Genomic DNA, 24,149 nt, shown 5'->3' with positions numbered 1-24,149 from the left:
AAACAAAAACGAATACAAGAAAAAGTTCAAGCAGATACAAAAAAAGGAGTGATTCTGTGGAATTCAACGATGTTATACACGGGCACAGATCCATACGAGAATATGAAGATAGGGAAGTAAGACAAGAACTGCTAGATCAAATATTAGATGCGGGCATTCGTGCCTCTTCAAGCGGCAATATGCAATCTTATTCGATTGTCGTCACAAAAGGCAAAGAGCTTAAGAAAAAATTATATACCGCACATATGGAACAATCGATGGTTGTTGATGCCCTATACTATTAACATTTTGTGCTGATTTTAATAGAATGAGAAAATGGCTTTCGCTCAAAGATGCACCTGTACATTTTGATAATTTCATGAGCTTTATGATAGGTACCATTGATGCGACTTTGGCAGCGCAAAACTGTGCTTTAGCAGCTGAAAATGCTGGGCTAGGCGTTTGCTATATGGGCTCAACGCTTGCAAATTGCGATCAAGTTGGTGAGCTGCTAAACTTACCGCCAAATATCGTACCAGTTGTGGGTTATTCATTAGGGTATCCCGCAGAAAAACCTGCCCAGCGTGATCGACTGCCAAAGCGTGGTATTGTTCACTATGATCAGTATCGTGATTATTCAGATAAAGAAATTCTTGAAATTTACAAAGAGAGAGATGAAAAGGGATGGAAACGCTACATGGACATCCCTAAGCTTAAAGAAATGATAGAACGATTAGGATTAAAGAATCTTGCTCAAATCTATACCATTGCCAAGTATACGAAAGAATCTCACCACGAGTTTTCACAGACAGTGCTGAATTACTTGGAGATGCAAAATTTTATGAATAATGAGTGATGTTTGTTCTTGAACTAAAGGGAGCAATTCCAGCATAAGGTGTCGTCCTTTAATTACTCCAGAAAAGGGCGTATTACTGTAATAACTGAACCGGTATTATCTATAATGAAAGGTAATTATCCGATAATATTAAATACTCTAAAGAATACTCTTTGATTGCTTTGGCCTTGACAATCCCTCACTTTAATCATTCCTATGAGCGGGTGGTTTTTTTAAAACTTTTAGAAAAGAAATAATCTATTTATTCAAGTATTTGTATGTTATCTTTATTAAGGTGAATTTTATCAGGAGGTTTACCTTAATGATTGGAATGACACTTTTCTTTTTATTTACTATTGGTTTTGTAAATTATTTTTTATATAGGGATACAAAGAGGTTTTCTTCAGCTTACGAAGAGCTTGATCTAGAGCGGATTATTCCTTTTTTAGAAGAAAAAGGCGGAAACCATCTGTCACACCTCATCATACTGCAGGATAAAGATGTGTACTGGGCGCAGGATGGAAGAGTTTTAATTGCCTATAAGAAAATCGGAAATAAATTGGTTGTTCTCGGTGACCCTATTGGCGAAGAATCGTCTATTCAAGCGGCCATTAGAGAATTTAATCAGTATAGTAAAAGCATAGGGCTTACACCTGTTTTTTATCAAATTAGCCCTCGATTCATGCACTATTACCATGACACAGGCTATCGGTTCCTCAAATTAGGGGAGGAGGCGATTGTCAGTCTCGATAAATTTACCCTTGAGGGAAAACAGGGGGCAAGGCTGCGGACGAGGCTTAATAAATTCAACCGTAATTCTTACACCTTTAATGTGATTCATCCTCCTTATTCCAATGATTTGCTGTCAGAGCTTAGAGTGATTTCGGATTCATGGCTGGGGGAACAAAAGGAAAAGGGATTTTCTGTTGTATCTTTCAGTGAGGAGTATGTTTCTTGTTTTCCGATTGCTTGTGTTTCGGACCCAGAGGGAAATATCGTAGCGTTTGCGACACTGGCGAACGATTATAAAAAGACCATGACCATTGATTTAATGAGTGAGGAAGTTTTCCGACAGCCCGCATGGAACGATGGATGTTTTATTTATTCACATTTTTAAATGGGCAAAAGAAAGGGGCTATAAGCGCTGCAGCTTAGGAATGTCGCCTCTTGCACATGTCGGGGATAGTCCATTTTCTTTTAAAAAAGAAAAGTTGGCACGATTAGCCTATCTTCATGGAAATTCATTTTATAACTTTAAAGGGCTGAAAGAATTTAAAAGTAAATTTGCCTGCACGTGGGAACTGAAGTATTTAGCATACAAAAAATCCTTCCTGCCAATTGCCGTCATTCAATTGCTTTTATTAATCAACAGCCAGCCACATCCAAAGTATGTAATTGATAAGATTAAGTATTTGTTTAAAAATGCGGGATAAATAACTCATAATCTATTACTTAATTAATTAGAATTAAGGATCTTCCACAATCGAGCCAGATTGTGGAATAAAACTTAGATTTTTAAACCACTTTATCGTTAAAGTATCCTTTATAAACAAACATGTATACCCCCATCTAATACAGGATGGGGTATACGTGTTTGAAGTATTAAAATGAATAACTTATTGTAATCTTGACATTTCCTTATTGAGGGTGGTGACAGCTTTACTGGTACTACCCCTAGTTAAATCACGCAATTCACTTTGACTATGGTACTTTTTAAAGGATCAATTAGGCACTTTTCTTTTACAGGCTAATAAGATAAATAATGTAGTCTGAAAAAGGAAGGGTGCCATAGTGAAAAGAAATCCTGATTTTAAATATGTTGTCCAACCAGGTGATAATTTATATTTAATAGCAAAGAAATTCCATACTACTGTGGAAAGCATTGTCTCCCTAAATCAGCTTGTAAGACCGTTCATCTATATTGGCCAATCGCTTTTAATTCCCAATCAAACTTCGAAAAAGGATATAGTAGTTCGACAATTGCAATATAAACCTGTTACAGCCTACACTGCAGATAGACCCATTTTGGTTAATGAAGTAGATATTAATACTGGGTTGTATCCAGTATTAAATTTTCAACCTGAAGGCGCAACCTATCCATATATTTACGTTCCAATTGCTGAGTTTAGCCGGGTAGGAGCCAAGGTAGTATGGGATGCCACAAATCAGGTAATTAGGGTTACTTCTGATTATGATGAATTGAAAAATAGAGTCAATGTCCTAACCCAGGAGAATCAATATTTACTATCACTTACTGAAGATTTGTCTATGGAGGGGATGGGGAATACAGCAGGTAATATATTGAACAGTGGCATTGTTGGTAAAGAAAATGAATGGCTTTATTATAATAAACGGCAAGGTACAGCATTGTACGGAACATTATCTAAAATTAAAACAGATTTGACAATGGATACACCGTTAATGGCCAATGATGATCCAACCTATATTAATGTTTTAAATGGATGGGTTTATTATCGAAATGGCAGGGATAATGGGAAGATATACAAAATAAAAATTGATGGTACAGAAAGGACAAAATTAACGGATGATGGTTCTACCGATATTTTGGTTGCAGGTAATTGGATTTACTATGCAAATCAGTCGGACGGTGCTAAATTATATAGATTAAACGTAGATGGAACAGGAAGGATAAAATTAAATGAAGATCAATCCTCCGCTATTAACCTAATCGGTAATTGGATTTATTACCAAAATGTATCAGATGGCCAAAAACCATACAAAGTAAAAATTGACGGAACGGAAAGAACAAAACTAAATGATACAAGTGCCTACAATATTCAAATACATGGCTATTGGATTTATTTCAGAAATCCAGCAGATGAAAATAGAATTTATAAGATGACTTTGGATGGATCAAACAAAATCAAATTAAGTGATGTTCCTACTTCAACTTTCAATGTGTCCAATGGTTGGATATACTATACCACTGTAGATGTACCTGGCGGTGATCTCTTTAAAATGAAGCTTGATGGAACTAATAAAACATTTTTAAATGAAGAGTTTGTAACGAACATAAACATTTTTAATGAGTGGATTTACTACACAAGAACAGAAAAGATGGTTTATCGAATAAAAACAGATGGGACACAAAAGCAAACTCTGTATTAGTGCTTGAGCTTCAAAATTTACTCACATTGTACGTTTCATTAGGTTTAGGTGCATTAAATTACCGATTTGATGTACATCATTAAATTAATACTTATAGTATCTATTAAATTTTTTTGATATTATAGAGACATTGTTACAATTATCTTCCTAATTGTTTTTTATTAAAGTTTAATGATCTAAATTAAATAGAAATTTAAAAGTGCCCTTGATTAAAATGTTAAGGGATAATAGGGAAACCGGTGAAAATCCGATGCAGCCCCCGCTACTGTAAACGCTGAAGTCCCCGAAATATAAAGCGTAAGCCAGGAGACCTGCTTTTAAATTGAATTTCCGAATTCTTCGGTGGGAAGGAAAGGATTTTGTATATACACATTTTTAGAGATTGCTTTAATTCTATAATTGTGCATATCTAAAACCTTAACTTCTAAAGTTAAGGTTTTTTCGTGTACAATAAACAATTTTCACATGAGAAAGGACAATGAAGCTGTGGGGAAAGTAATGCCAACTATATCTATACCGATGCTTAATGATGAAATGGGAGCCATTGTAAAAAACTACGTAGATTCATTAACGAAGCCACCAGGGAGTCTTGGAAGGTTAGAAGAATTAGTGATTGAACTTGCAAAAATGACAAGTGATCCATTTCCAGAGGTTGCACGACCTGGAGTCCTTGTATTCGCGGCGGATCATGGTGTGACTGCTGAGGGGATTTCTGCTTTTCCTCAAGAAGTAACGAAACAGATGGTTGAAAATTTTTTAAATGGAGGGGCTGCTATTAATGTATTTAGCAAGTATATAGGCGCTTCGTTAAAAGTTGTGGATATCGGGGTGTCTGCTGATATTGAACAAGATAAGTTAATCTGTCAAAAGGTACGTTATGGAACTGCAAATTTTTATAAAGAAAATGCTATGTCGATTTATGAAGCAATCAAAGCGATTCAAATTGGATATGAACAAGGACAGAAAATGATTAATGACGGTATTAATTGTCTTATACTTGGTGAAATGGGAATTGGAAATACGACAACTAGCAGTGCAATATTAGCTGTTATTAGCGGGGAGAGTGTCGAGAAACTCGTCGGAAGGGGAACAGGAATTAAATCAGAGAAAATAATACACAAACAACAGATTATTAAAAAAGCTATCTATGAAAGAAAACCAAATGTTGAAGATCCCGTTGATATTTTATCAAAAGTCGGCGGGCTGGAGATTGCTGGAATGGCTGGTGCAATGCTTGCAGCAGCTAGTAACCGAACCCCCATACTGGTTGATGGTTTTATATCTACCACAGCCGCATTGGTGGCAAAAATGATATCAAGTCAGGTTACTGATTATATGTTTATCGGACACCGTTCAGTTGAGCCTGGTCATCATATAGCTATTGAACTGTTAGGAAAAAAACCACTACTTGATTTAGGAATGAGACTAGGAGAAGGAAGTGGGGCTGCAGTTGCTTTTCCTTTATTACAATCAGCTACTCTGATGCTAAAAGAGATGGCAACTTTTACATCAGCAGGAATATCCAATTAGAAACAAAAGATTTTATTATTTTTTGGCTCTGTAAGAATTATTGTTGTTAGAACGAATTTGCTCATTCGTGTGAAACAAGGGTTTCACAGCCCTTTTAGTTTATGCTGAAAGATGGCTTGCATATGCAGTAATACTTGTTTATAAATTGTTCTTACCCCTTAAAATTCAGATGTTGTCTAAAATAAAGAACTAGTAAACTTGTACAAGTAAATCGGAGGTGTTTTTCCCTGTTTTCTAATGAAGAAAGAGAAGCAATTTATAAAGTCATATCCACTAGAAGAGATATTCGAAACTTTTTACCTGACCCAGTACCAAAGGAAGCAGTAAGTCGCATTTTAGAAGCTGCTCACTATGCACCATCAGTTGGTTTTATGCAACCTTGGAACTTTATTTTGATTGAGTCTAATGAATTAAAAAAACGATTGGCTTGGGCAGCAGATAAGGAACGAAGAGCACTTGCTATACATTATGAAGATGATGATCGAGCAGAAAAATTTTTGAGCCTTAAAGTTGAAGGGATAAAAGATGCTCCTTTAACAATATGCGTAACATGTGATCCTTCAAGAGGGGGGGCACATGTACTAGGACGTAATTCAATTCCAGAAACCGATATCATGTCAACAGCTTGTGCAATTCAGAACATGTGGCTAGCAGCTTGTGCTGAAGGATTGGCGATGGGATGGGTTAGTTTCTATAAAAAGGCTGATATTCGAGATATTTTAGAAATACCCCTTCATATTGATCCTATTGCTATTATTTCGATTGGTTACACTGATGAATACCCCAAACAACCTATTTTAGAATTGGTCAACTGGGAAAAAAGACAAACATTAGAACACCTTATTTTTAATAACAAATGGGGGGGGAACTAAAAATTTAGATCTACTAAAAGTTTGGAAAAAATTTCAAATTATTCAGCTGTTTTGAACATTCCGATCCTTCCATTTGAAGGGTCATTTTTTTTGTTAATGATATTAGTTCAAGAAGTGATGTGGCATTTAAAAATGAAAGGGGGTGATAATGATGGGAAAGTTTTATTTAGATTTTCGCACATCTAAGTTTACTATGGTGAGAAACATAATTAATTGTAGAAGGGTACGTGTTAATGAGTAAAAAAGAGTTTATCTTAGATCAATTGGCAGTATGCCGTAACGAGGATAGCTGGATTCAACCATAAAGTACGGCATTGAAGGGACTGAGTTTAGAGGATGTATTGTGGAAGCAAAATGAAGGATCTCATTCCATTGGTGAGATCGTAAAGCATCTTCACTTCTATAATGAGCGGTGGCTGAAACGTTTTAGAGAAGAGGTAGTGAGTCCTCCTGTAGAAAATCCAACGACGTTTTCTGCTGAAGATTTTACCGAAATGAACTGGCAAGAACTTACGATTAGAGGAGGGATTAGCTGATTGGCAACAAGAGGTTCAGGCTGCCACGGAATCAAAACTGCATGAACGAATCCCACATTTTCCTGCAGATGCCTATGGTAGTGGGCTTTATCAAACTTTTGCACACATAACACTTATCATATTGGAAAGATCATTTAATCGTGCAACCAATTCTTTTGGAGAAAATCTACTGAGGCGATTTCACTGACTCCTCAAAAACTGTTCATGCATACTGTCACTCACGAATACCATCACAAAGGACAGATTATGGCGATGTCCCGTCAGTTAGGGTATGAACCCCCAAATACTGATGTGCTGGGGACGAGAGATTAGATTTATATAGGAAAGGATTGCCCAAAGGTATGCACTTCATACCTTTGGGCATCCTTTCTAACTTTTAAGACTGAAATTAAAATGATCTTTCCTTTTTTAGTTCTTTACTCCTGTATGATTAATTACCCGTTCCATCGCTTGAATATGTCCCAAATGGTTTGCTTCATGAAACAGCGCAAATCCGGCTATTTCTCCAAAGGATTCAAGTCCCAAAAATGGTTTTTCCAGCTTTTCATTGAATCGTTCAAATGGTGCATCAGGCAGGATAGGTTCAGCGGCGGTACAGATTGCCAAATACTTTGGCGCAGAAGTTACCGGCGTATGCAGTACCTTGAGATTAGAATTTGTGAAATCTCTGGGTGCTGATAAGGTCATTGATTACACAAAAGAGGATTTTTCCACGAACGGTGAAACGTACGATCTTATTTTTGACATATTAGGAAAAAGTTCGTTTTCAGGTTGTAAAGACTCTCTAAAGCAAAATGGACAATATCTTTTAGCCAGCTTTAAGATAAAACAGCTTTATCAAATGCTATGGACTTCGATGTTCAGCAGTAAGAAAGTGGTCTGTGCGTTGTCTCAGGAAAAGCCTGAAGATTTAATTTTCCTCAAGGAGCTTATTGAGAAGCGGAAGATTAAATCGGTCATAGATAGATCCTTTCCCTTTGATCAGACTGCCGAGGCACACAGGTATGTTGAATCAGGACAAAAAAAGGGAGATGTTGTTATAACTATTTAATATTTTGTTATGAACGTGTGATTGAGTTTAAAATCGGATGTCTACAGCAACTACTCACAATCGTGGAACAAGGATTTAGCCCTCCTTTTCATTTTAGAGCCAGATTGCTGCAGAATAAAATCCCAATGCCTCATTTATATCACTGAGACATTGGGGTTTTTTAGATGAAGTATAGGATGGACCACCCTGTAATATATTTAAAAGTTTTCACCCATTCAATAATTATCTTTATATTATGATGTGTCAACATTTAGCCTTAATTAATCCTTTGTATATTTAAAAACTTCGTTAAGGGAGTGGTGGAGCATCTCAGGTAAGAAGTTTATAATCAATAGTAAACTAGTGCAATGTAATAGAAAGGTGTAGATAGAAATGAATGTTGCATCTTTTTTTCCTGAAAACATCAAAGCAGCTCTAAAAAATATTCCGCCTGGGGAGTGGATTCCAGAGCTTCCTGAAGATTGTATTCGTCTCCATTGCGGCTATCCAGCACCTGCCCTTGTTCCGGATAAGGAGCTAAAGGCAGCTGTTGCCAGTCTATTAGAAGAGGAACGTGATTTACCGCTCCATTATATTGGAAGTCCAAACATTTTAAAACTAAAGGAACAGATCAAAAAAAGATTGGAAGAGCGAGGTATCTCTGTTTCTGAAGAAGAGCTTTTAATAACCTCTGGCGCTTGTCAGGCGATCGATTTAATTGCCCGCATTATCCTGGATGAGGAGTCAATCGTGGCAGTAGAGTCTCCCACCTATATGGAAGCTTTAGAAATTTTTCAAAATTATACGAAACATCTGATCAGTATTCCTGTAGATAAGCATGGACTTCAAACTGATGTTTTGGAAGAGATTTTAGCCGAAAGGAAGCGCAATGGGCTAGCTCAGCCGCGTTTTCTATATACTATACCAACTTTTCAAAATCCAACAGGGACGACTATGACTGCAGAGCGCAGGCAGCATCTATTGGAGCTGGCCGACAGCTATAATTTCTTAATAGTAGAGGATGATGCGTATGGGGAATTATCATTTTATAAGAATCTTCCAACACTGAAAGCGATGGATAAAATGTCAAGAGTTCTGCATATCGGTTCATTTTCCAAGATAGTGGCACCAGGAATGCGTATTGGATGGATAGCAGGAGCAAGGGAAATCATTCATGCATCCGCCTGGTTTAAAAAAGATCTGAACCATCCGTTTGCTCAAGCAACCATGGCTGTATATTTAGCAAACACCGATTTTGAGGCAAAGCTCTTAACCTTGAGAGACACATACCGGGGCAAATGTGCCGTTCTACTCTCGGCACTTGAACAGTACCTGCCTGAATCAGCTTCCTGGTATGTGCCAGAAGGCGGTTACTTCGTGTGGATGAAAATTTCTGGTGTCGATACATCAAAAATGTTGGCAGCAGCGCTAGCGGAAGGGGTATCTTATATTCCTGGTAAATACTTTTTCATGAATCAAGCAGATGGGACGGAATTTCTTCGCCTTTCCTTCAGTTATGAGGATGAAAAGGAAATAGCAGAGGGGATTCGGAGACTGGGGAGAGTCGTAGAAGCTGGTCTTTAATAAAATTATTTTATGAAAGGCTATTTTCATAAAGTTTGTTGCCTTTCAATAACGCCGATTAATTTGCTGAGTTGATTGGAGCTGAGGGCACTTGACTCCTGCGGGAGGAGAGGGAAGTGGGAGACCCCGCAGGCGAAGCCGAGGAGGCTCGCATTCCTCCCCGCGGAAAGCAAGTGCCTGTAGCGGAAATCAACGGGCAGAATTCAAAAGCAAAAACAACAATTTATGAGAAAGAGCCTTATGAAAAAAGGATCAACTACCACCATTAACAGTGACTCCTAGGAGATTAAGTAAAGGTTAAAAGTGACAGAAAGATTGGAAGGAATTGAGGATGATCATTCTTGACTGGCAGTTGAGCGAAAAATTGAAGAGGAGTGTTCCTGGATGACAAATAGTAGAACAAACACTAAGGTGGATGAATTTTTAAGTAAAGCTGAAAAGTGGAAGGAAGAATTTGAGAAGTTGAGAAGTATCGTTCTTGACTGTGAGCTGACCGAAGAATTTAAGTGGATGCATCCTTGTTACACGTTTGAGAATAAAAACATCGTTTTAATACATGGATTTAAAGAATATTGTGCGCTTCTGTTTCACAAAGGTGCGTTGTTAAAGGATATCCACGGGATTCTGATCCAGCAAACGGAGAATGTACAGGCGGCGCGCCAGATTCGGTTCACCAATGTTCAAGAAATAGCTGAAATGGAAGCCATCTTGAAAGCCTATATTAGTGAAGCTATTGAAGTTGAAAAAGCCGGTTTGGAAGTAAAATCCAAAGAGCATAAAGAATACATAATTCCTGAAGAACTTCAAAATAAATTCGATGAAATCCCTGCCTTGAAAACTGCTTTTGAAGCATTGACGCCGGGGCGGCAAAGAGCATACATTCTTCACTTTTCTCAACCCAAACAATCCAAAACGCGAGTATCAAGGATTGAAAAATGTATGCCGAAAATTCTCGATGGAAAGGGATTAAATGACTGCACATGTGGATTATCTCAGAAAAAGCCAAACTGTGACGGATCGCACAAGAACATTCGATAAGAAAAATCAATTAATCAAACTCCAAGATATTACCTCACTTTGCGTTCATTCACACTTCTTTTTAGATTGCAGGTAATATTCAAAATGGAAAAAATAAAAGAATGGTATTGCAGTAAAGCTGAATAATTTTTCGTCACCTGGAAATTATATAGTTGAATCCAGACAGGAGGAATGAAGTGGAAACAAGTATGAGTGTGGAAGAAGTATTAACCGGGATCTCTGAACTTAGGGAAAAAGATGGGCAGCCGCCTCGAAAGAAGCAAGTAAAGAAATCAAATCCAGAGCTTATGAAAAATGCATTGTATTATTTTCCGAGCTGGGAAAATGCAGTAGAACAGTCTATAGGATCTTAACCTCAAAGAGTACATAAATTATTTGCTTTTTAAATTGGCCCGTTTTGCGTAACGTAGGTGGGTTCAATTAATAAAAAAACCACAGAAGGTGCCTGCCTGACGCACCTTCTGTGGTTTTTTATAAAGGAAGAATTTTTTGTTTTTGATAAGGTTTAAATGATTGTAATGGAAGAGAATGGTGACAAGAATTTTACCCCTAATATTTTTTTCAAAATAAAAGGTGAGCAAGTCTATTCTTGCTCACCTGGTAATGAAAATTTTAAAATCCCCGGTCCCCATTGAAAATTGAGTTTTTAACAATAACGTAATCCACATGGCGGATGGCGTCCAGTTTGTTCCCGCCTGCATATGAAATGGAGGATTGAAGATCCTGCTCCATTTCTTTCAGCGTATCTGCTAATGATCCTTTGTACTCGACTAAAATTCTCTTGCCTTCAACATTCTTCTTTTCACCTTTTTGAAATTCTGAGGCTGAACCAAAGTACTCTTTATAGAGCTTTCCATCTTTCTCATTTTCGATGGTTTTTCCAGGTGACTCTTCATGTCCTGCAAATAAGGAACCGATCATCACCATTGCTGCACCAAATCGAATGGATTTAGCAATATCACCATGGGTGCGAAGACCTCCATCAGCTATTATCGGCTTGCTTGCTGCCTTTGCACACCAGCGAAGTGCTGCTAATTGCCAGCCGCCCGTTCCAAATCCAGTCTTAATCTTTGTGATGCATACTTTACCAGGTCCAATTCCAACTTTTGTGGCATCAGCACCAGCATTCTCTAATTCTCTGACCGCTTCCGGGGTTCCGACATTACCAGCAATCACAAAGCTTTGAGGAAGGTATTTCTTAATATGCTGAATCATTTGGATGACAGCATTGGAATGCCCATGAGCGATATCAATGGTAATGTATTCCGGTGATAGATCTTCATCAGCTATTTGCTGGATAAACCCAAATTCGCCTTCTTTCACGCCAACACTGATCGAAGCGTATAATCCGCGTGCCTTCATATCTTTCATAAAAGAAATCCGCTTCTCTGGTTCGAATCGATGCATGATATAGAAATACCCATTCTCCGCTAAGTATATGGCAATTTTCTCATCTACAATCGTCTGCATATTGGCAGGCACTACAGGCAGCTTAAACGGACGTCCCCCTAAAAATACCGTTGTATCACATTCAGATCGGCTATTGACGATACTCTTTGCCGGAATTAATTGAATATCTTCATAATCGAATACATTTTCCATCGTAATCCTCCTAATACAAACGAAGCTGAATAAGTTATACGCCCATTGCATGGATAGGTTTTTCAGTTTCAATCGATCTTATACAAAAAGGTAAGGAAAGCATCATGCAAGCAGCAGAGTGCTTTCAATCGGATTTCATCCGCTAATAAAAAAGAGCTTAGAAAACTCCTAAGCTCAATGGATAATAGGGGGTCGATTTGTGATAGTCGACCAATTACATTTTATACAATTCAGAATGCCATTTCAACCCATTAAAGTGAAAACGCGTAAAAGTGATAATGTATTAAAAAATTTCTTTCTCATTTCATTAAATTCAATCAAATTTTCTTAAAATTTGTAAATGGATTTATGAACCTATTAGTCTAGGAAACGTTATGAAAAGATTTTTTATGGAAAAGGACTATATGAATATTTTTTTAATAAACTTGCATTTAAGAAAAATTTTGGTTACGATATTAATCGTAATAATTACGATTTAAAAACATGGTTATAAACTTAGCAGTCAAGCTAGAAATTTTTTATATCGAGTATACATATTAAAGAAATAAAAGATCAACTATTTTGTTTAAATCGTAACGTTTTTGATTTATGGGAGAGGTGAAATAAAATATAGCAGTTATTTAGTTATTCAAAAACATAGTTATTTTATCTGCAAAATTAAAGCACAGCCCACTGCAAGGCAGTGGGATAAATCGAGGGGGAAGATCATTGAATAAGAAAACTCGCATTAGCTTAGTACTAATAGTATTTTTGATGCTGCTGACAGCTTGTTCTGCGGAAAACTCGAATTCATCTGCAGAAAGAAATGGTGAAGAAAAAAAGAAAGAGATAACGTTCCTTTCCAATTTTCCAAGTGAGACACTTGATCCGCATCTGAACTATACGGCTGTCAGGGCAGGAGTAACTGAAACACTGGTGAGAGTCAATCAGGATCAAGAGCTTGAACCATGGCTTGCGGAAAGCTGGGATACAAGTGATGGCGGTCAGACATGGAGCTTTCAAATCAGAAATAACATTACCTTCCAAAATGGAAAGAAAGTAGATGCAGCAGCTGTAAAAGCTTCTTTAGAACGAAACATACAAGTGAGCGAAGCCATGAAAACGGCATTAAAGATTAAGGCTATGGAAGCGGATGGACAAACCCTGAACATTACAACTGAACAGAAATTGCCACAGTTTCCTTCCGAACTTGTTCATCCCAACACCGCTATAGTGGATAGTTCCGTGGAGAATATGGAACAAAAACCAATCGGAACTGGCCCTTTCAAAGTTGTTTCTTTTGAACCGAACAGCAAGCTGGAACTGGAAAAGCATGGAGAATACTGGGATGGGGAGGTCAAGCTTGATCGAGCAACGATGACCTTTAACGAGGATGCGAATGCACGGACAACGGCGCTTCAGTCGGGAGATGCAGATATTGTTTATCGCCCGGCAATTGAAAGCATTGAGATTCTTAAAAGTGACCAATCGATCAAAACGGATGTGGTCTCCAGTCTTCGTACGCATCTTCTCATGTACAACTCAGGCAAAGAAACATTTAAAGATCTCAATGTAAGAAAAGCGTTTGAGGCCTTGATTGATCGTCAAGTGGTTGCAGATGATATTATGGCGGGGCAAGCGACAGTCGCCGAAGGACCATTCCTGGCAGAGTCACCGTACTCACCAGACTACGAAAAGAAATTTTTTAGCATGGAAATGGCCAAAAAGTATTTAGAAGAAGCAGGATATAAGATGAAAGATGGAAAGATGGTAAAAGACGGAAAGCCGCTTACTCTTAAGCTCATGACCTATTCCTATCGTCCTGAATTGCCATTAATCTCCCAATTGCTGCAATCCAATGCAAAAGAACTGGGAATTGCCATTGAAATTCAGCAGGTTGAAAATATTGATGAATATTTGGCAGAGAAAACGGATTGGGATATAGCCACATACAGTTTGATTACTGCTCCAAGAGGAGATGCGAGCTATTTCCTTAATTCTGCGTATATGGCAGGGGGAGCAATTAATCCAGGGCAAATTCAGAATAAACAGCTTACAGAGCTAATAGAAGAGTTGAATCAAACGTCTGATAATGAAAAACGGAATGAAATATCGAAAGCAGCTATCAAGATCATTGATCAGGAAAAACTGCACTCCTTTCTTGTTCATCCCAATAATTTTGTTGCATATAAGGATTACGTCCTAAATTGGCAGACCAGTACAAGTGAATACTATACATTAACCAAGGACCTAGATGTGAGGACAAAATGAAACAGGCTGGTAAAAGACTGTTTGAGCTTGTGCTTTTCCTGTTTATATTATCCTTTATAAGTTTTGTGTTCATGAAGGCAGCTCCTGGTGACCCTGTAAGATACATGCTGAATATTGATGACGTTTCTATTACAGATGAACAGGTTGAAGAGCTTAGAAATGAGCTTGGCTTTAATGAACCCCTTTATGTCCAGTATTGGAATTGGCTGATCCGATTCTTTCAGTTTGATTTGGGGGAATCTTATATGACGAAACAGCCAGTTTTGCAGGAGCTGATTAACAAAGTTCCTTCCACACTTGCCTTAACCTTTTCATCAATGGCGGTTATGATGCTTATAGCTGCACCAATAGGAACTCTTGCTGCCTTGTATAAGAATAAATGGATTGATCACCTCAGCAGGATTTTTGCTTTAATTGGTGCTTCAGTCCCCAGCTTCTGGCTGGGACTGCTTTTTATGCAGCTGTTTTCTGTTAAACTGGGAATTCTGCCTGCTATGGGAAAAGGTACTTTTCTTCATTTACTGCTGCCATCCCTAACATTGGGAATTGCGATGGCTGCTGTTTATGTTCGGCTATTGAGGTCCAGTCTGCTGGAAAGTCTGGGACAGGATTTTATCAAGTCTGCGAGGGCACGGGGACTTTCACAAAAAAGAATTTTTTTCTTCCATGCCTTTCGCCACTCCCTTACCCCGGTTATAACCATCTTTGGGGTAAGTCTCGGGAGTTTGCTTGGCGGAACAGTTATTATTGAAGTTCTTTTTGCATATCCTGGGGTTGGCAAACTGGTGGTAGAAGCAATCGTTAGAAGGGATTATCCGGTTATCCAGGGGTATATTCTTTTCATGGGGCTGTTTGTTGTGATGATTAATTTATTGGTTGATCTTTCGTACCGATACCTGAATCCGGAAATCCGATTGAGGGGTGGAGACAAGGGATGATTAATCGTTTGCGAACAACAAATTCGGTCATTTTATTAATGGGTCTTTTTCTTATAGCCATCATCATTGCTCCTTTTATTGCCCCATTTGACCCGAATCAGGTGAATATGGCGAACCGGTTAAAACCAGTGAGTTTGGAACATTTTTTGGGAACTGACCATTTAGGGAGAGATGTTTTTTCCCGAATATTGGCTGGTGCCCAAACGACAGTCGGCACAAGTTTTCTGGTATTGGCTATTTCATTGCTTCTTGGTGTTCCAATTGGCCTCGTCTCTGGATATATCGGAGGAAGATTAGACCGTATTCTCATGAGGGTAGTCGATGCCTTTATGGCGTTCCCTGATTATATTGCCGCGATAATTTTGAGCGGGCTGCTGGGGCCGGGGATATTCAATTTAATCTTTGCCATTGTAATGGTGAAATGGGTCGGGTATGCCAGATTAGCCAGGAGTACCGTTCTGACTGAAAAACAAAAGGATTATATCTTAATAGCTAAAGTCAATGGTGTTGGCTCGATGAATATATTGCGCAGACATATGATTCCTCATGTTTTAGGGAATGTGATGGTTCTTGCGACCCTGGATGCCGGAAAAATCATTTTAATGATCGCTTCTCTCTCCTATATTGGCTTAGGGGCTCAGCCTCCGACTCCAGAGTGGGGGGCGATGCTGAATGAAGCAAAGGCATTCTTCTATAATGCTCCACACTTAATGCTCATTCCCGGTTTAGCCATCATGGTGATTGTCCTTATTTTTAATTTGTTTGGTGATTATTTAAGAGATTACTATGATGTGAAAAACCAGAACGGAGGCAGATGATGTCTGTTTTAACCATTTCGAATTTAACCATAAAACATAGGGAAGAAACCCTGGTACAAAATATCAGGTTATCCATCAATGAAGGGGATTGGCTGGCGCTTGTCGGTGAGAGCGGAAGCGGGAAAAGTGTAACATCTTCGTCCATTGGAGGCCTGCTGCCGCGTGAGCTCATCATTTCATCAGGCAGCATCCATCTTGGCGGCGTAAACCTCTCCAGCTTAAAGGAAAAAGAATGGCGGACCTATCGCGGGAAAGCCATTTCCTATATTTTTCAGGATTATCAGGGAGCTTTCACCCCATTTATGTCCATCGGTGCTCAATTCGATGAAATGCTGAAAACACATTTGAATGATTCGAAACAACTAAGAAAATCAAGGGCTTTGGAGTGTTTAAACAATGTAAATCTGCCTGCAGAAAGGGTCTATAAAAGCTATCCATTTCAGCTAAGCGGAGGGCAGCTGCAAAGGGCTGCCATTGCCATGGCGACGATACTGAAACCGAAATTGCTCATTGCAGATGAGCCGACAACCGCTCTTGACAGTATCACTGCAGCCCATGTTCTTCAGCTGCTTGCTGAGCAGCAAAAGCAAACAAACTGCGCAGTATTATTTATTACTCATGATTTGCGACATGTACGGAAATTCGCCAATAAAATGGCTGTCATGCGAAAGGGAGAGATTGTCGAGTCCGGAATGACAACGGCGGTACTAAAGCATCCCAAGCATGCCTATACGAAAGCATTGATAGCTGCCATTCCTTCTTTGAAGCAGACGAAAGAACGACTGGTAACGATATAAGATTTGTTTTAAAAAAAAGCGGGTGATTATATGAGTACGGCTGGACTTGAGGTGCTGGTTTCAAAAAATATTACAAAGCAGTATTCGTCTGGACAAATTGCGGTCGATCAAGTATCTCTTGTCATAAAGAAAGACGAATGTCTGGGCATTGTTGGGGAGAGCGGGAGCGGGAAAAGCACATTAGCGAGGTGTCTCCTTGCATTGGAAAAAGTGGATCAAGGTGAAATCTGGTTTAAGAACAAGGCGCTGCATACGGCTAGTAAAGAGGACCTTCGCTCAATTAGAAGGGGAGTCCAGGCAGTCTTTCAAAACCCTGCCGCCTCACTGAATCCGAAACTGAAAATCATCGATTCGTTAATGGAACCACTGGATTTTCAAAAAATTATCCAGCCAGCTTTTTTAATAGGAACTCGGCATCAGAGGGAAAAGACAGCAGAGCATCTGCTTGAGATGGTGGAGCTTCCATCCAAGTATCTTACCTGTTATCCCCATGAATTAAGCGGGGGCGAAAAGCAGAGGGTCACGATCGCCCGGGCCATAAGTATTGAGCCTTCGCTTATCATTCTTGATGAACCCACAGCGAGTCTTGATGTTTCGGTTCAGGCAAAAATATTGAATCTTTTAAAAGACCTCCAGCAGCATTTAGGAGTTTCCTATCTATTTATTTCGCATGATTTGGCTGCAGTTAACTTTATGAGCGACCGGATCATGGTGATGAAACAAGGGCAAATAGTAGATCAATTCAGCAAATATGATTTGTTTTCAGTGAAAAGAAATCCATATACTAAGGAATTGCTGCATGTCTTTGAAGGGTAAGGGGGATCTTCATGAATCATAAGGCATATCTCGCTTTGGCTATTCCACTCATTTTTTCAACCATAACCACTCCCTTATTGGGGGCGGTTGATACAGCGGTGGTGGGCCAGATGCAGGATCCTTCATATATTGCTGCAGTTGCAGTAGGAACGATTATTTTTAATACAATGTATTGGCTGTTTGGATTTTTGCGGGTCAGCACATCCGGATTTGCCGCTCAAGCTCAAGGTGCAAAGGACGCGGAAGGCGGTATGCTGGCAATCGCCCGTCCTTTCCTTATCGCTGTTATAGCAGGAACTAGTTTGATTGCCCTTCAGTTGCCAATTATGCAAGTGTTCTTGCCGCTGTTAAGCCCGGATCATCATGTACAGTCACTCGCCGATGATTATTTGCAGATCAGGATTTGGGGTGCGCCTTTTGCTCTCTTAAACTATGTCATTCTGGGCTGGCTGATGGGAATGTCTATGATCAAAATATCGCTGTTATTGCAAGTGTTGATGAACCTCATGAACATCGTCCTGGATATCCTCTTTGTATTTGGCTTTTCGTGGGGTGTTTCCGGTGTAGCAGCAGCGACTTTACTGTCAGAAATAACGGCTTTTGCCATCGGATTAGCGGTTGTTTTGAAAGCATCTCCTTTCAAAGGAACATTTCCATCTTTTCATAAAGTGATAGATCCGTCATCGTTCAAGAAAATGATGAAAGTGAACAGGGATTTGTTTATTAGGACAGTTTGTTTGTTAACTGTTTTTAATTTATTTACTGCCAAGGGTGCTTCCTTTGGAACAGAAACATTGGCTGCCAATGCAATCCTGCTCCAAATCCATTACATCATGGCTTATTTTTATGATGGTTTTGCCAATGCCTCCAGTATTATGACAGGAAAAGCAATTGGCTCAAAAGATAAAACACTGTATCAGCAGACACTCAAGTTATCGATGCAGTGGGCAATATATTCCTCGGTTATGATAGCCAGTGTCTACTATTTGCTGAATGATTATATCCTCAGGTTATTTACGAATATTCCAAGGATCGTAGAAACGGCCCAAAGCTATGAAATTTGGATAATTGTATTTCCCCTAACGATAAGTTTTGGTATTATCCTTTATGGAGTTTTCACCGGTGCAACCGAAGCTGCGCCCATTCGGGATTCTATGCTTATCGCCTTGTCCATTTTTTTACTTGTATATTTTCTGGTGGTGCCGATCGCCGGAAACCATGGATTATGGCTGTCCTTTCTGATTTTCAGTGCAGGGCGTTCCGTCTTTTTATCAATGTTTGTCCCCCGGTTAACAAGAAAACTGTTTCCTGAGACTGGACCATTTAAAAATGAAGAAAATAAAACACTTGAGAGCTCCTTATTATAATGAAGGAGCTCTTTTTTTAGTAGCGTTATGCAATTCGGTATGGTCAAGTCTCTGAAACAGGGGACATAGATTTCCTTTACAAATGATAACATTAATTGTATACCGGCTGATTTTTTCCCTTTTGATCAGTACCTTAAAACATCCCATTCTTATTAGGAGAATCTTCAGGTATAGGCTGCCCTACATCCCAAAGTTCAACAATCTGGTCATCTTGAAAACGAAAGATATGTACAACTGCTCCTCCAAGATCCTCGGGATTCTGCTTCACATGAGAATAAACAGCAACAGTGTCATTTTCTTGGATAGCCTTTTTGATCTTTAATATTTTGTTTGGGTTTTGAACTGCATTCTCTTCCATCGCAAGCATGAGTGAATCTGCATCGCCATGGAAAAAGGGATTGTGGTGAGAAAAATCTGGACCGATGTAACGCTGGTATGCTTCACGAACATTCCCTGATGCTACGAGCTGCAGAAAAGAAACTGCTTTCTCTTTATGGGTGAGGTTCGATGTAAACTGTTGTTCCGTCCCCATCTTAATCATCCTTTCATTTCAAGAATTGTTTTGAAATTTAATAGAAGTATAAGATATATTCAAATCAATGACAATTAGATAAAGTCCAGATATGATCATTTTAAGTGTGTATATAAGTATTTTTATTCGTTAACACTTCTTAAGTGGTATTATTTAGAAGGCTCTTTTCTCCTAAATTGTTGTTTTAGGAATTCTGCTCGTTGATTTCCTCTGCAGGCACTCGCTTTCCACGGGGTTACCGGGAGCCTCCTCGACGCCATGGGGTGCAGGGGCTCCCTTGGTACCCTACTCCCTCAGGAGTCTCGTACCTTCCGCTCCAATCAACTCAGTGGTTAACCTAGTCAGCAGCCTATAATCAACAAACTTTAGGAAAACAGCCATTAGAAAAAAGATTAAATAAAGGAGTACATTATGACAATTATTGATAAATTAAATCTGAGCAAATATAAAAATATGGCTGTGCTTCATCAGCCAAGTGATTATGATTTATTTAATGGATATAAGGCGGAATTATCAGGGGAGCATGATACTATTTTCATCTTTGTAGAAACGATTGATGAAATGGTGAATCATACTCGAAAAGTGATCAATGAGGAACAGCTGCTTGAAAAAGGATACTTATTTTTCGCCTATCCGAAAAAAGGGAATAAACGGTATGATACGTTCGTTCATAGAGATGATATTTTTCCAGTAATGAAAGTAGGCGAAGATGGATATGTGGAAAATAGCGATGTAAAATTCTCGCGGATGGTGAGTATGGATGATGTATTTACTGTTGTTGGATTAAAACGTGAAAAGAAGAAAGAAAAAAAGTCATCCGCTCCAAGTCAGTGTGTAGCTGATTACGAGGATAACGTGAAAGATGTTGAAAAGCTATTAGCAGATTATCCAAATGAATTGAAATTTTATCAGGAACTAACACCAGGTTATCAAAAGGATTGGGCTCGTTATATCTTTTCTGTTAAGCAGCAGAAAACACGTGATAAACGCGAAGCACAGATGGTTGATATCTTATCACAAGGATATAAATCAGTTGATTTATTTCGACAAAAGAAGAAATAGCAAAGTAATAGCCACCGATTTAAGTTAGAAAGAGGTAAACCATACTTGAAAAAATGATAACAGTGGATTAAGACATTAAATTATTCACAACTGGGAATTGACTAATTACATATTTGAAAAAAGGCATTCTTCATGAAAGTAATGCCTTTTTAATTTGCTTTATAAGTTGATAATATTGTTAAAGTACAGATATTTTGTTTTTTAATAAAGAAAAAGGTTGGATTATGATGAACACGATTGCGTTATTAAACAGTTTTTACCGAGAAGATGTTATTACAGATTTTATTTCTAATCTTATAAACAGTGAAGAGAATTATGCTAAATGGTTTGCAAGGTCAATATGTGATGTGTCAGATACAGATGCGAGGTTTGTTTCAAAGACACGTATAGGTCTAGGGAGGGGGATTGGTACCCCGGATTTAGTGATCGAAAGGAAAGTTAATTACAAAACCGATTTGATTATCGTGATTGAGAATAAACTGGGTGCACTTGAGGGAGCTGAACAAACAAATAGATATGCATCTGATAAAGGAAAAGGGAAGCTTTATTCCACGCTCAAAGTAGGGCAGGATGTTCCGATTAAATTTCTGTTCTTGACCTTAGATCCTTATACACCAGCAAAAAACCCTTTTTTTGATAAAAAAGATTATTTGGATTTTGTTCATGTGGATTGGAATAACGTAATAAAAGATGAAGCAGCAAGGAAGATTATGTATGATTTTTCATCTTTACTTAAAGAATTCTATGAACCAATTACCTCAGCAAAACTAACAGATAACATTGCGGCTAAAACCAAAAATCTTAATGCATTACAGAAAAAACTGATTTGGATCAATATGCTTCAAACAGTTCAAGATACATTGCCAAATCGGCTTACAATGACTTTCGGGGAAGCAGGGGGATTTGGCAGAAATGCTGCTGTGTTCTTGTTCAGTAAAAAAGAATGGGTTCAGAACCGCTTTGATGGAGAGAAATTATTAGCTAATTCCATGAATATTCATTTTGAACTATCTATTAACTTATTAAACTTTAGTAAAGTTTCAGACTTTGCCTTGCATTATGAGCCAAATCCTTATAAACCCAAGAAAGATTATTTAAACGTTAAAGGATATAAAGAATATGAACTTCTCCGTGAGAAAAGATATGACTACCTTCATCAGTTAATAAAGAATCTGGATCAAAAAGAGTTATTTACTATAAGAAAAGGGAGTAATTCGATCCTGCGCATTAATATTAACAACAACCAGCGGTTTGAAGATGTAGTTAGAGAATTAATAGATGTAATGGAGAAGCTAATTCCTCTAATAGACCAAATGGTGAACATTTCGTAATTAATAATTTCATAAATCTTATCTATTGGTCATGAAATGGGGCCTGGACTAGTTCGTTTTAAAATTTATTAAGAATTTGTAAAATTACTACTTTCTTTAAGAAATATTCCATTTTTACTAGTCGTCAAAAAAAGAGGCATTCTTTTTACCTGTTTTAATTAAAAATATATTATTTTAGGCGGCCACAGGCTTAATAAACGTTTCATCCTTTCTTAGATCCAGCTAGAAACCCCCAACTTAACTCCTATTTTTTGTTTATTCATATTTTACAAAAGGTTAACTTCCCCTTAAGAATATTCTGTTAACTTATTTAATAGAAAGCTTAGGAGAATGACAGCTCCAAAAAAATAGGAGGTATTTTTATGTTATTAGGAAGCAAGGATCTTAACAGAAGAGATTTTTTAAAAGTTGGGGGAATGAGCACGCTGGCAATCACTCTGGGGTCAACTGGACTTTTTTCAATGGGCGGAGCCTCCAGTGCGCTGGCTGCAGCTCCAAACCCAACTAGCGGTTTCGGAGGCTACGGTCCTTTAGTCAAAGATCCAGAGGGTATTCTGGATCTTCCCCGGGGATTTAAATACAAAATCATTTCTAAAACAGGAGATCGAATGTCTAACGGCGATTTGGTTCCCGGCAATCTTGATGGAATGGCTGCCTTTCATGGCCAAAAAAATACAACGATCCTTGTGAGGAATCATGAACTCGGAACGAATGCAGATTTCCCTGTTAACGGAAAGAATCCATGGAGCAAAGGAGCTGCTGGCGGAACAACTGCTCTGATTGTCGGACAAAATAACGAGGTCATTAGCGAGTATGTGACGAATTCAGGAAATATCAGGAACTGTGCAGGCGGGCCTTCCACATGGGGAACATGGTTAACATGTGAGGAGACCCGGGAACTTGGACATGGTTTTGTTTTTGAAGTAAATCCGCATGAGCCTGAAAATGAAATGTCGAAAACACCTATTCGGGATATGGGTTACTTTTCTCATGAAGCATGTGCGGTCGATCCAGCAACAGGCATCTGGTACTTAACTGAGGATAGCAATCCAAGCTTTTTATATCGTTTTACTCCAAATGACCGCAGTCAAAAACTTGGTTCTTTGCAAAAAGGCGGAATTCTTGAAGCGGCAGCCATTGATGAATTGCCTTCTTCCTCAGCCAGCACCTTCAGCAATGGACAAAGGTTTGGGATCGTTTGGAAGCAAATTAATCCAGAGCGTGCAAAAGAAGATGCGCGTGATATGGGATGCATTCGCTTTAGCCGCTTGGAAGGAGCCTGGTTTGCAGCAGGAACACTTTGGTTTGACGATACCAGTGCCGGCACAGGAAAACTTGGCCGTGTCTACCGCTACTATCCGGCAACCAATACACTAGAGCTGTTCTATGAATCTGCAGCTTCAAATGACCTGGAAATGCCCGATAATATAACGATTACTCCTTGGGGAGACCTGTGGATTGCCGAAGATGGAAGCGGAAACGACCGAATTATAGGCCTTACTCCTGAAGGGAATGTATACCCGTTTGCGGAGAATACCCTAAACGGTTCTGAATTTGCAGGACCTGCATTTTCACCAGATGGCAACACTCTCTTCGTTAATATCCAAAGCCCAGGCATAACTTTTGCGATAACCGGTCCTTTCTCGCGAAGAAATGCTGCTCGCCAGCGTGCAATGAGTTACGCAGCTCCTCCAGCTTCCTTCGCGCCTGCTGTTTCAGATAAGCTGGCTGCATTCGCAGAAAAACAGGGGATGTCTAATCTAGAAGCCGCAGCTTTAGAACGCCACGGAATGCCCATTATCTAATTGCAGGGTAGGGCATAAGAGATCATTTTCACTAGATCTTTAAATACAGGAATCGAAACTATCAGGAAAATTATTAATAAGGCGCCTGTCCACCTTCTTCTTTAAAGAATTAATGAATAAGGGGACAGGCACCTTTTGTTAGAAGATACTTCTAAAGAATTCTTCTTTTTAAATAGGCTCTGTTAAAGCTTATTGTTGTTTTTTAGCACCCTGTTGATTGGAGCGAAAGGCACTAATCCCGCGAAAATGCATTCGCATTTCCTTCGTGCGGTGTTATTTCAGGGAAGCTTATTCAAAG

Annotated in this window: 25 protein-coding genes, 1 pseudogene and 1 riboswitch; of the genes and pseudogenes, 23 read left to right on the top strand and 3 right to left on the bottom strand. The window is 38.8% G+C overall.

From position 1 onward, the window contains the following. The first annotated feature begins 56 nt into the window (after positions 1-56). From IQ19_RS28620 to IQ19_RS29305, 9 genes and pseudogenes are all read left to right on the top strand, one after another. Complete coding sequence (locus tag IQ19_RS28620; RefSeq protein ID WP_242021048.1) at positions 57-284, top strand: nitroreductase family protein; 228 nt, start codon at positions 57-59, stop codon at positions 282-284. 23 nt (positions 285-307) lie between these two features. Further along, on the top strand, positions 308-835 hold the full coding sequence (locus IQ19_RS18635; protein ID WP_242021047.1) for a nitroreductase family protein: 528 nt from the start codon (positions 308-310) through the stop codon (positions 833-835). Positions 836-1,136: 301 nt separating this feature from the next. Continuing rightward, positions 1,137-1,931: a phosphatidylglycerol lysyltransferase domain-containing protein gene (locus IQ19_RS18630; RefSeq protein ID WP_144544018.1), complete on the top strand. Its 795-nt coding sequence runs from the start codon at positions 1,137-1,139 to the stop codon at positions 1,929-1,931. Next, entirely contained in the window at positions 1,903-2,247 is a 345-nt protein-coding gene (locus IQ19_RS29030; protein WP_144544016.1) for a phosphatidylglycerol lysyltransferase domain-containing protein, read from the top strand. The genes IQ19_RS18630 and IQ19_RS29030 overlap by 29 nt, the downstream gene beginning before the upstream one ends. Positions 2,248-2,605: 358 nt before the next feature. Further along, positions 2,606-3,943, top strand: coding sequence for a DUF5050 domain-containing protein (locus tag IQ19_RS18620; RefSeq protein WP_144544014.1), 1,338 nt, complete (start codon positions 2,606-2,608; stop codon positions 3,941-3,943). A gap of 180 nt (positions 3,944-4,123) precedes the next feature. Then, a riboswitch (cobalamin riboswitch) is annotated at positions 4,124-4,276 on the top strand. Positions 4,277-4,441: 165 nt separating this feature from the next. Beyond that, positions 4,442-5,473 carry a nicotinate-nucleotide--dimethylbenzimidazole phosphoribosyltransferase gene (cobT, locus tag IQ19_RS18615; RefSeq protein WP_242021061.1) on the top strand — a complete coding sequence of 344 codons (1,032 nt, stop codon included), beginning with the start codon at positions 4,442-4,444 and terminating at the stop codon, positions 5,471-5,473. 227 nt (positions 5,474-5,700) lie between these two features. Further along, positions 5,701-6,345 carry a 5,6-dimethylbenzimidazole synthase gene (gene bluB, locus IQ19_RS18610; RefSeq protein WP_144544012.1) on the top strand — a complete coding sequence of 215 codons (645 nt, stop codon included), beginning with the start codon at positions 5,701-5,703 and terminating at the stop codon, positions 6,343-6,345. A gap of 314 nt (positions 6,346-6,659) precedes the next feature. After that, positions 6,660-6,881, top strand: a complete 222-nt coding sequence (locus IQ19_RS18605) for a DinB family protein (protein WP_144544009.1) — start codon at positions 6,660-6,662, stop codon at positions 6,879-6,881. A gap of 144 nt (positions 6,882-7,025) precedes the next feature. After that, positions 7,026-7,193 (top strand): annotated as a pseudogene (locus tag IQ19_RS29305) (DinB family protein); the annotation flags it as partial. Between the two features lie 96 nt (positions 7,194-7,289). On the opposite strand, the gene IQ19_RS29300 reads toward IQ19_RS29305, so the two are convergent. Continuing rightward, a complete protein-coding gene (locus tag IQ19_RS29300) occupies positions 7,290-7,568 on the bottom strand; it encodes a hypothetical protein (protein ID WP_394139489.1) in 279 nt (92 codons plus the stop codon). Here IQ19_RS29300 and IQ19_RS18590 point away from each other — a divergent pair. From IQ19_RS18590 to IQ19_RS27825, 5 genes are all read left to right on the top strand, one after another. Then, the gene (locus tag IQ19_RS18590) at positions 7,459-7,932 is read left to right on the top strand and encodes an NAD(P)-dependent alcohol dehydrogenase (RefSeq protein WP_415802526.1); all 474 of its coding nucleotides are present in this window, start codon (positions 7,459-7,461) and stop codon (positions 7,930-7,932) included. The two genes, IQ19_RS29300 and IQ19_RS18590, sit on opposite strands and share 110 nt — an antisense overlap. Positions 7,933-8,304: 372 nt before the next feature. Further along, positions 8,305-9,495 carry an aminotransferase-like domain-containing protein gene (locus tag IQ19_RS18585; RefSeq protein WP_144544007.1) on the top strand — a complete coding sequence of 397 codons (1,191 nt, stop codon included), beginning with the start codon at positions 8,305-8,307 and terminating at the stop codon, positions 9,493-9,495. A 116-nt stretch (positions 9,496-9,611) separates the two neighbouring features. Continuing rightward, positions 9,612-9,764 carry a hypothetical protein gene (locus IQ19_RS28150; RefSeq protein ID WP_199749500.1) on the top strand — a complete coding sequence of 51 codons (153 nt, stop codon included), beginning with the start codon at positions 9,612-9,614 and terminating at the stop codon, positions 9,762-9,764. 115 nt (positions 9,765-9,879) lie between these two features. Beyond that, on the top strand, positions 9,880-10,533 hold the full coding sequence (locus IQ19_RS18580; protein ID WP_144544005.1) for a DUF1801 domain-containing protein: 654 nt from the start codon (positions 9,880-9,882) through the stop codon (positions 10,531-10,533). Positions 10,534-10,709: 176 nt separating this feature from the next. Continuing rightward, positions 10,710-10,886 carry a hypothetical protein gene (locus IQ19_RS27825; protein WP_158638856.1) on the top strand — a complete coding sequence of 59 codons (177 nt, stop codon included), beginning with the start codon at positions 10,710-10,712 and terminating at the stop codon, positions 10,884-10,886. A 259-nt stretch (positions 10,887-11,145) separates the two neighbouring features. On the opposite strand, the gene guaC is transcribed toward IQ19_RS27825, so the two are convergent. Then, positions 11,146-12,135, bottom strand: a complete 990-nt coding sequence (gene guaC, locus IQ19_RS18575; RefSeq protein ID WP_144544003.1) for a GMP reductase — start codon at positions 12,133-12,135, stop codon at positions 11,146-11,148. 753 nt (positions 12,136-12,888) lie between these two features. Here guaC and nikA point away from each other — a divergent pair. From nikA to IQ19_RS18545, 6 genes are read left to right on the top strand one after another with little or no spacing between them, the layout of a single operon-like run. After that, complete coding sequence (gene nikA, locus IQ19_RS18570) at positions 12,889-14,385, top strand: nickel ABC transporter substrate-binding protein (protein ID WP_144544101.1); 1,497 nt, start codon at positions 12,889-12,891, stop codon at positions 14,383-14,385. Then, a complete protein-coding gene (nikB, locus tag IQ19_RS18565; protein ID WP_144544001.1) occupies positions 14,382-15,323 on the top strand; it encodes a nickel ABC transporter permease in 942 nt (313 codons plus the stop codon). Before nikA ends, nikB begins: the two co-directional genes overlap by 4 nt. Next, complete coding sequence (nikC, locus tag IQ19_RS18560; RefSeq protein ID WP_144543999.1) at positions 15,320-16,141, top strand: nickel transporter permease; 822 nt, start codon at positions 15,320-15,322, stop codon at positions 16,139-16,141. Before nikB ends, nikC begins: the two co-directional genes overlap by 4 nt. Continuing rightward, positions 16,138-16,938 (top strand): ABC transporter ATP-binding protein, encoded by an 801-nt coding sequence (locus IQ19_RS18555; protein ID WP_242021044.1) that lies wholly within the window; start codon positions 16,138-16,140, stop codon positions 16,936-16,938. Before nikC ends, IQ19_RS18555 begins: the two co-directional genes overlap by 4 nt. A gap of 30 nt (positions 16,939-16,968) precedes the next feature. Next, positions 16,969-17,754 (top strand): ABC transporter ATP-binding protein, encoded by a 786-nt coding sequence (locus tag IQ19_RS18550; RefSeq protein WP_144543997.1) that lies wholly within the window; start codon positions 16,969-16,971, stop codon positions 17,752-17,754. An 11-nt stretch (positions 17,755-17,765) separates the two neighbouring features. Continuing rightward, complete coding sequence (locus IQ19_RS18545) at positions 17,766-19,121, top strand: MATE family efflux transporter (protein WP_144543994.1); 1,356 nt, start codon at positions 17,766-17,768, stop codon at positions 19,119-19,121. 133 nt (positions 19,122-19,254) lie between these two features. On the opposite strand, the gene IQ19_RS18540 is transcribed toward IQ19_RS18545, so the two are convergent. Continuing rightward, positions 19,255-19,653 (bottom strand): nuclear transport factor 2 family protein, encoded by a 399-nt coding sequence (locus tag IQ19_RS18540; protein WP_144543992.1) that lies wholly within the window; start codon positions 19,651-19,653, stop codon positions 19,255-19,257. Positions 19,654-20,064: 411 nt separating this feature from the next. On the opposite strand from IQ19_RS18540, the gene IQ19_RS18530 reads away from it, so the two are divergent. From IQ19_RS18530 to IQ19_RS18520, 3 genes are all read left to right on the top strand, one after another. Then, positions 20,065-20,715: a YdeI/OmpD-associated family protein gene (locus IQ19_RS18530; protein ID WP_144543990.1), complete on the top strand. Its 651-nt coding sequence runs from the start codon at positions 20,065-20,067 to the stop codon at positions 20,713-20,715. A gap of 224 nt (positions 20,716-20,939) precedes the next feature. Beyond that, positions 20,940-22,046 (top strand): PD-(D/E)XK nuclease family protein, encoded by a 1,107-nt coding sequence (locus IQ19_RS18525; RefSeq protein WP_144543988.1) that lies wholly within the window; start codon positions 20,940-20,942, stop codon positions 22,044-22,046. Positions 22,047-22,408: 362 nt separating this feature from the next. Beyond that, entirely contained in the window at positions 22,409-23,851 is a 1,443-nt protein-coding gene (locus tag IQ19_RS18520; protein WP_144543986.1) for an alkaline phosphatase PhoX, read from the top strand. Positions 23,852-24,149 lie beyond the last annotated feature (298 nt).

Origin of the sequence: Cytobacillus oceanisediminis (assembly GCF_007830235.1) — a bacterium.
GTDB lineage: Bacteria > Bacillota > Bacilli > Bacillales > Cytobacillaceae > Cytobacillus > Cytobacillus oceanisediminis.
Note: the sequence above shows the minus strand (reverse complement) of the source record. Positions and strands in the feature narration are given on the sequence as shown.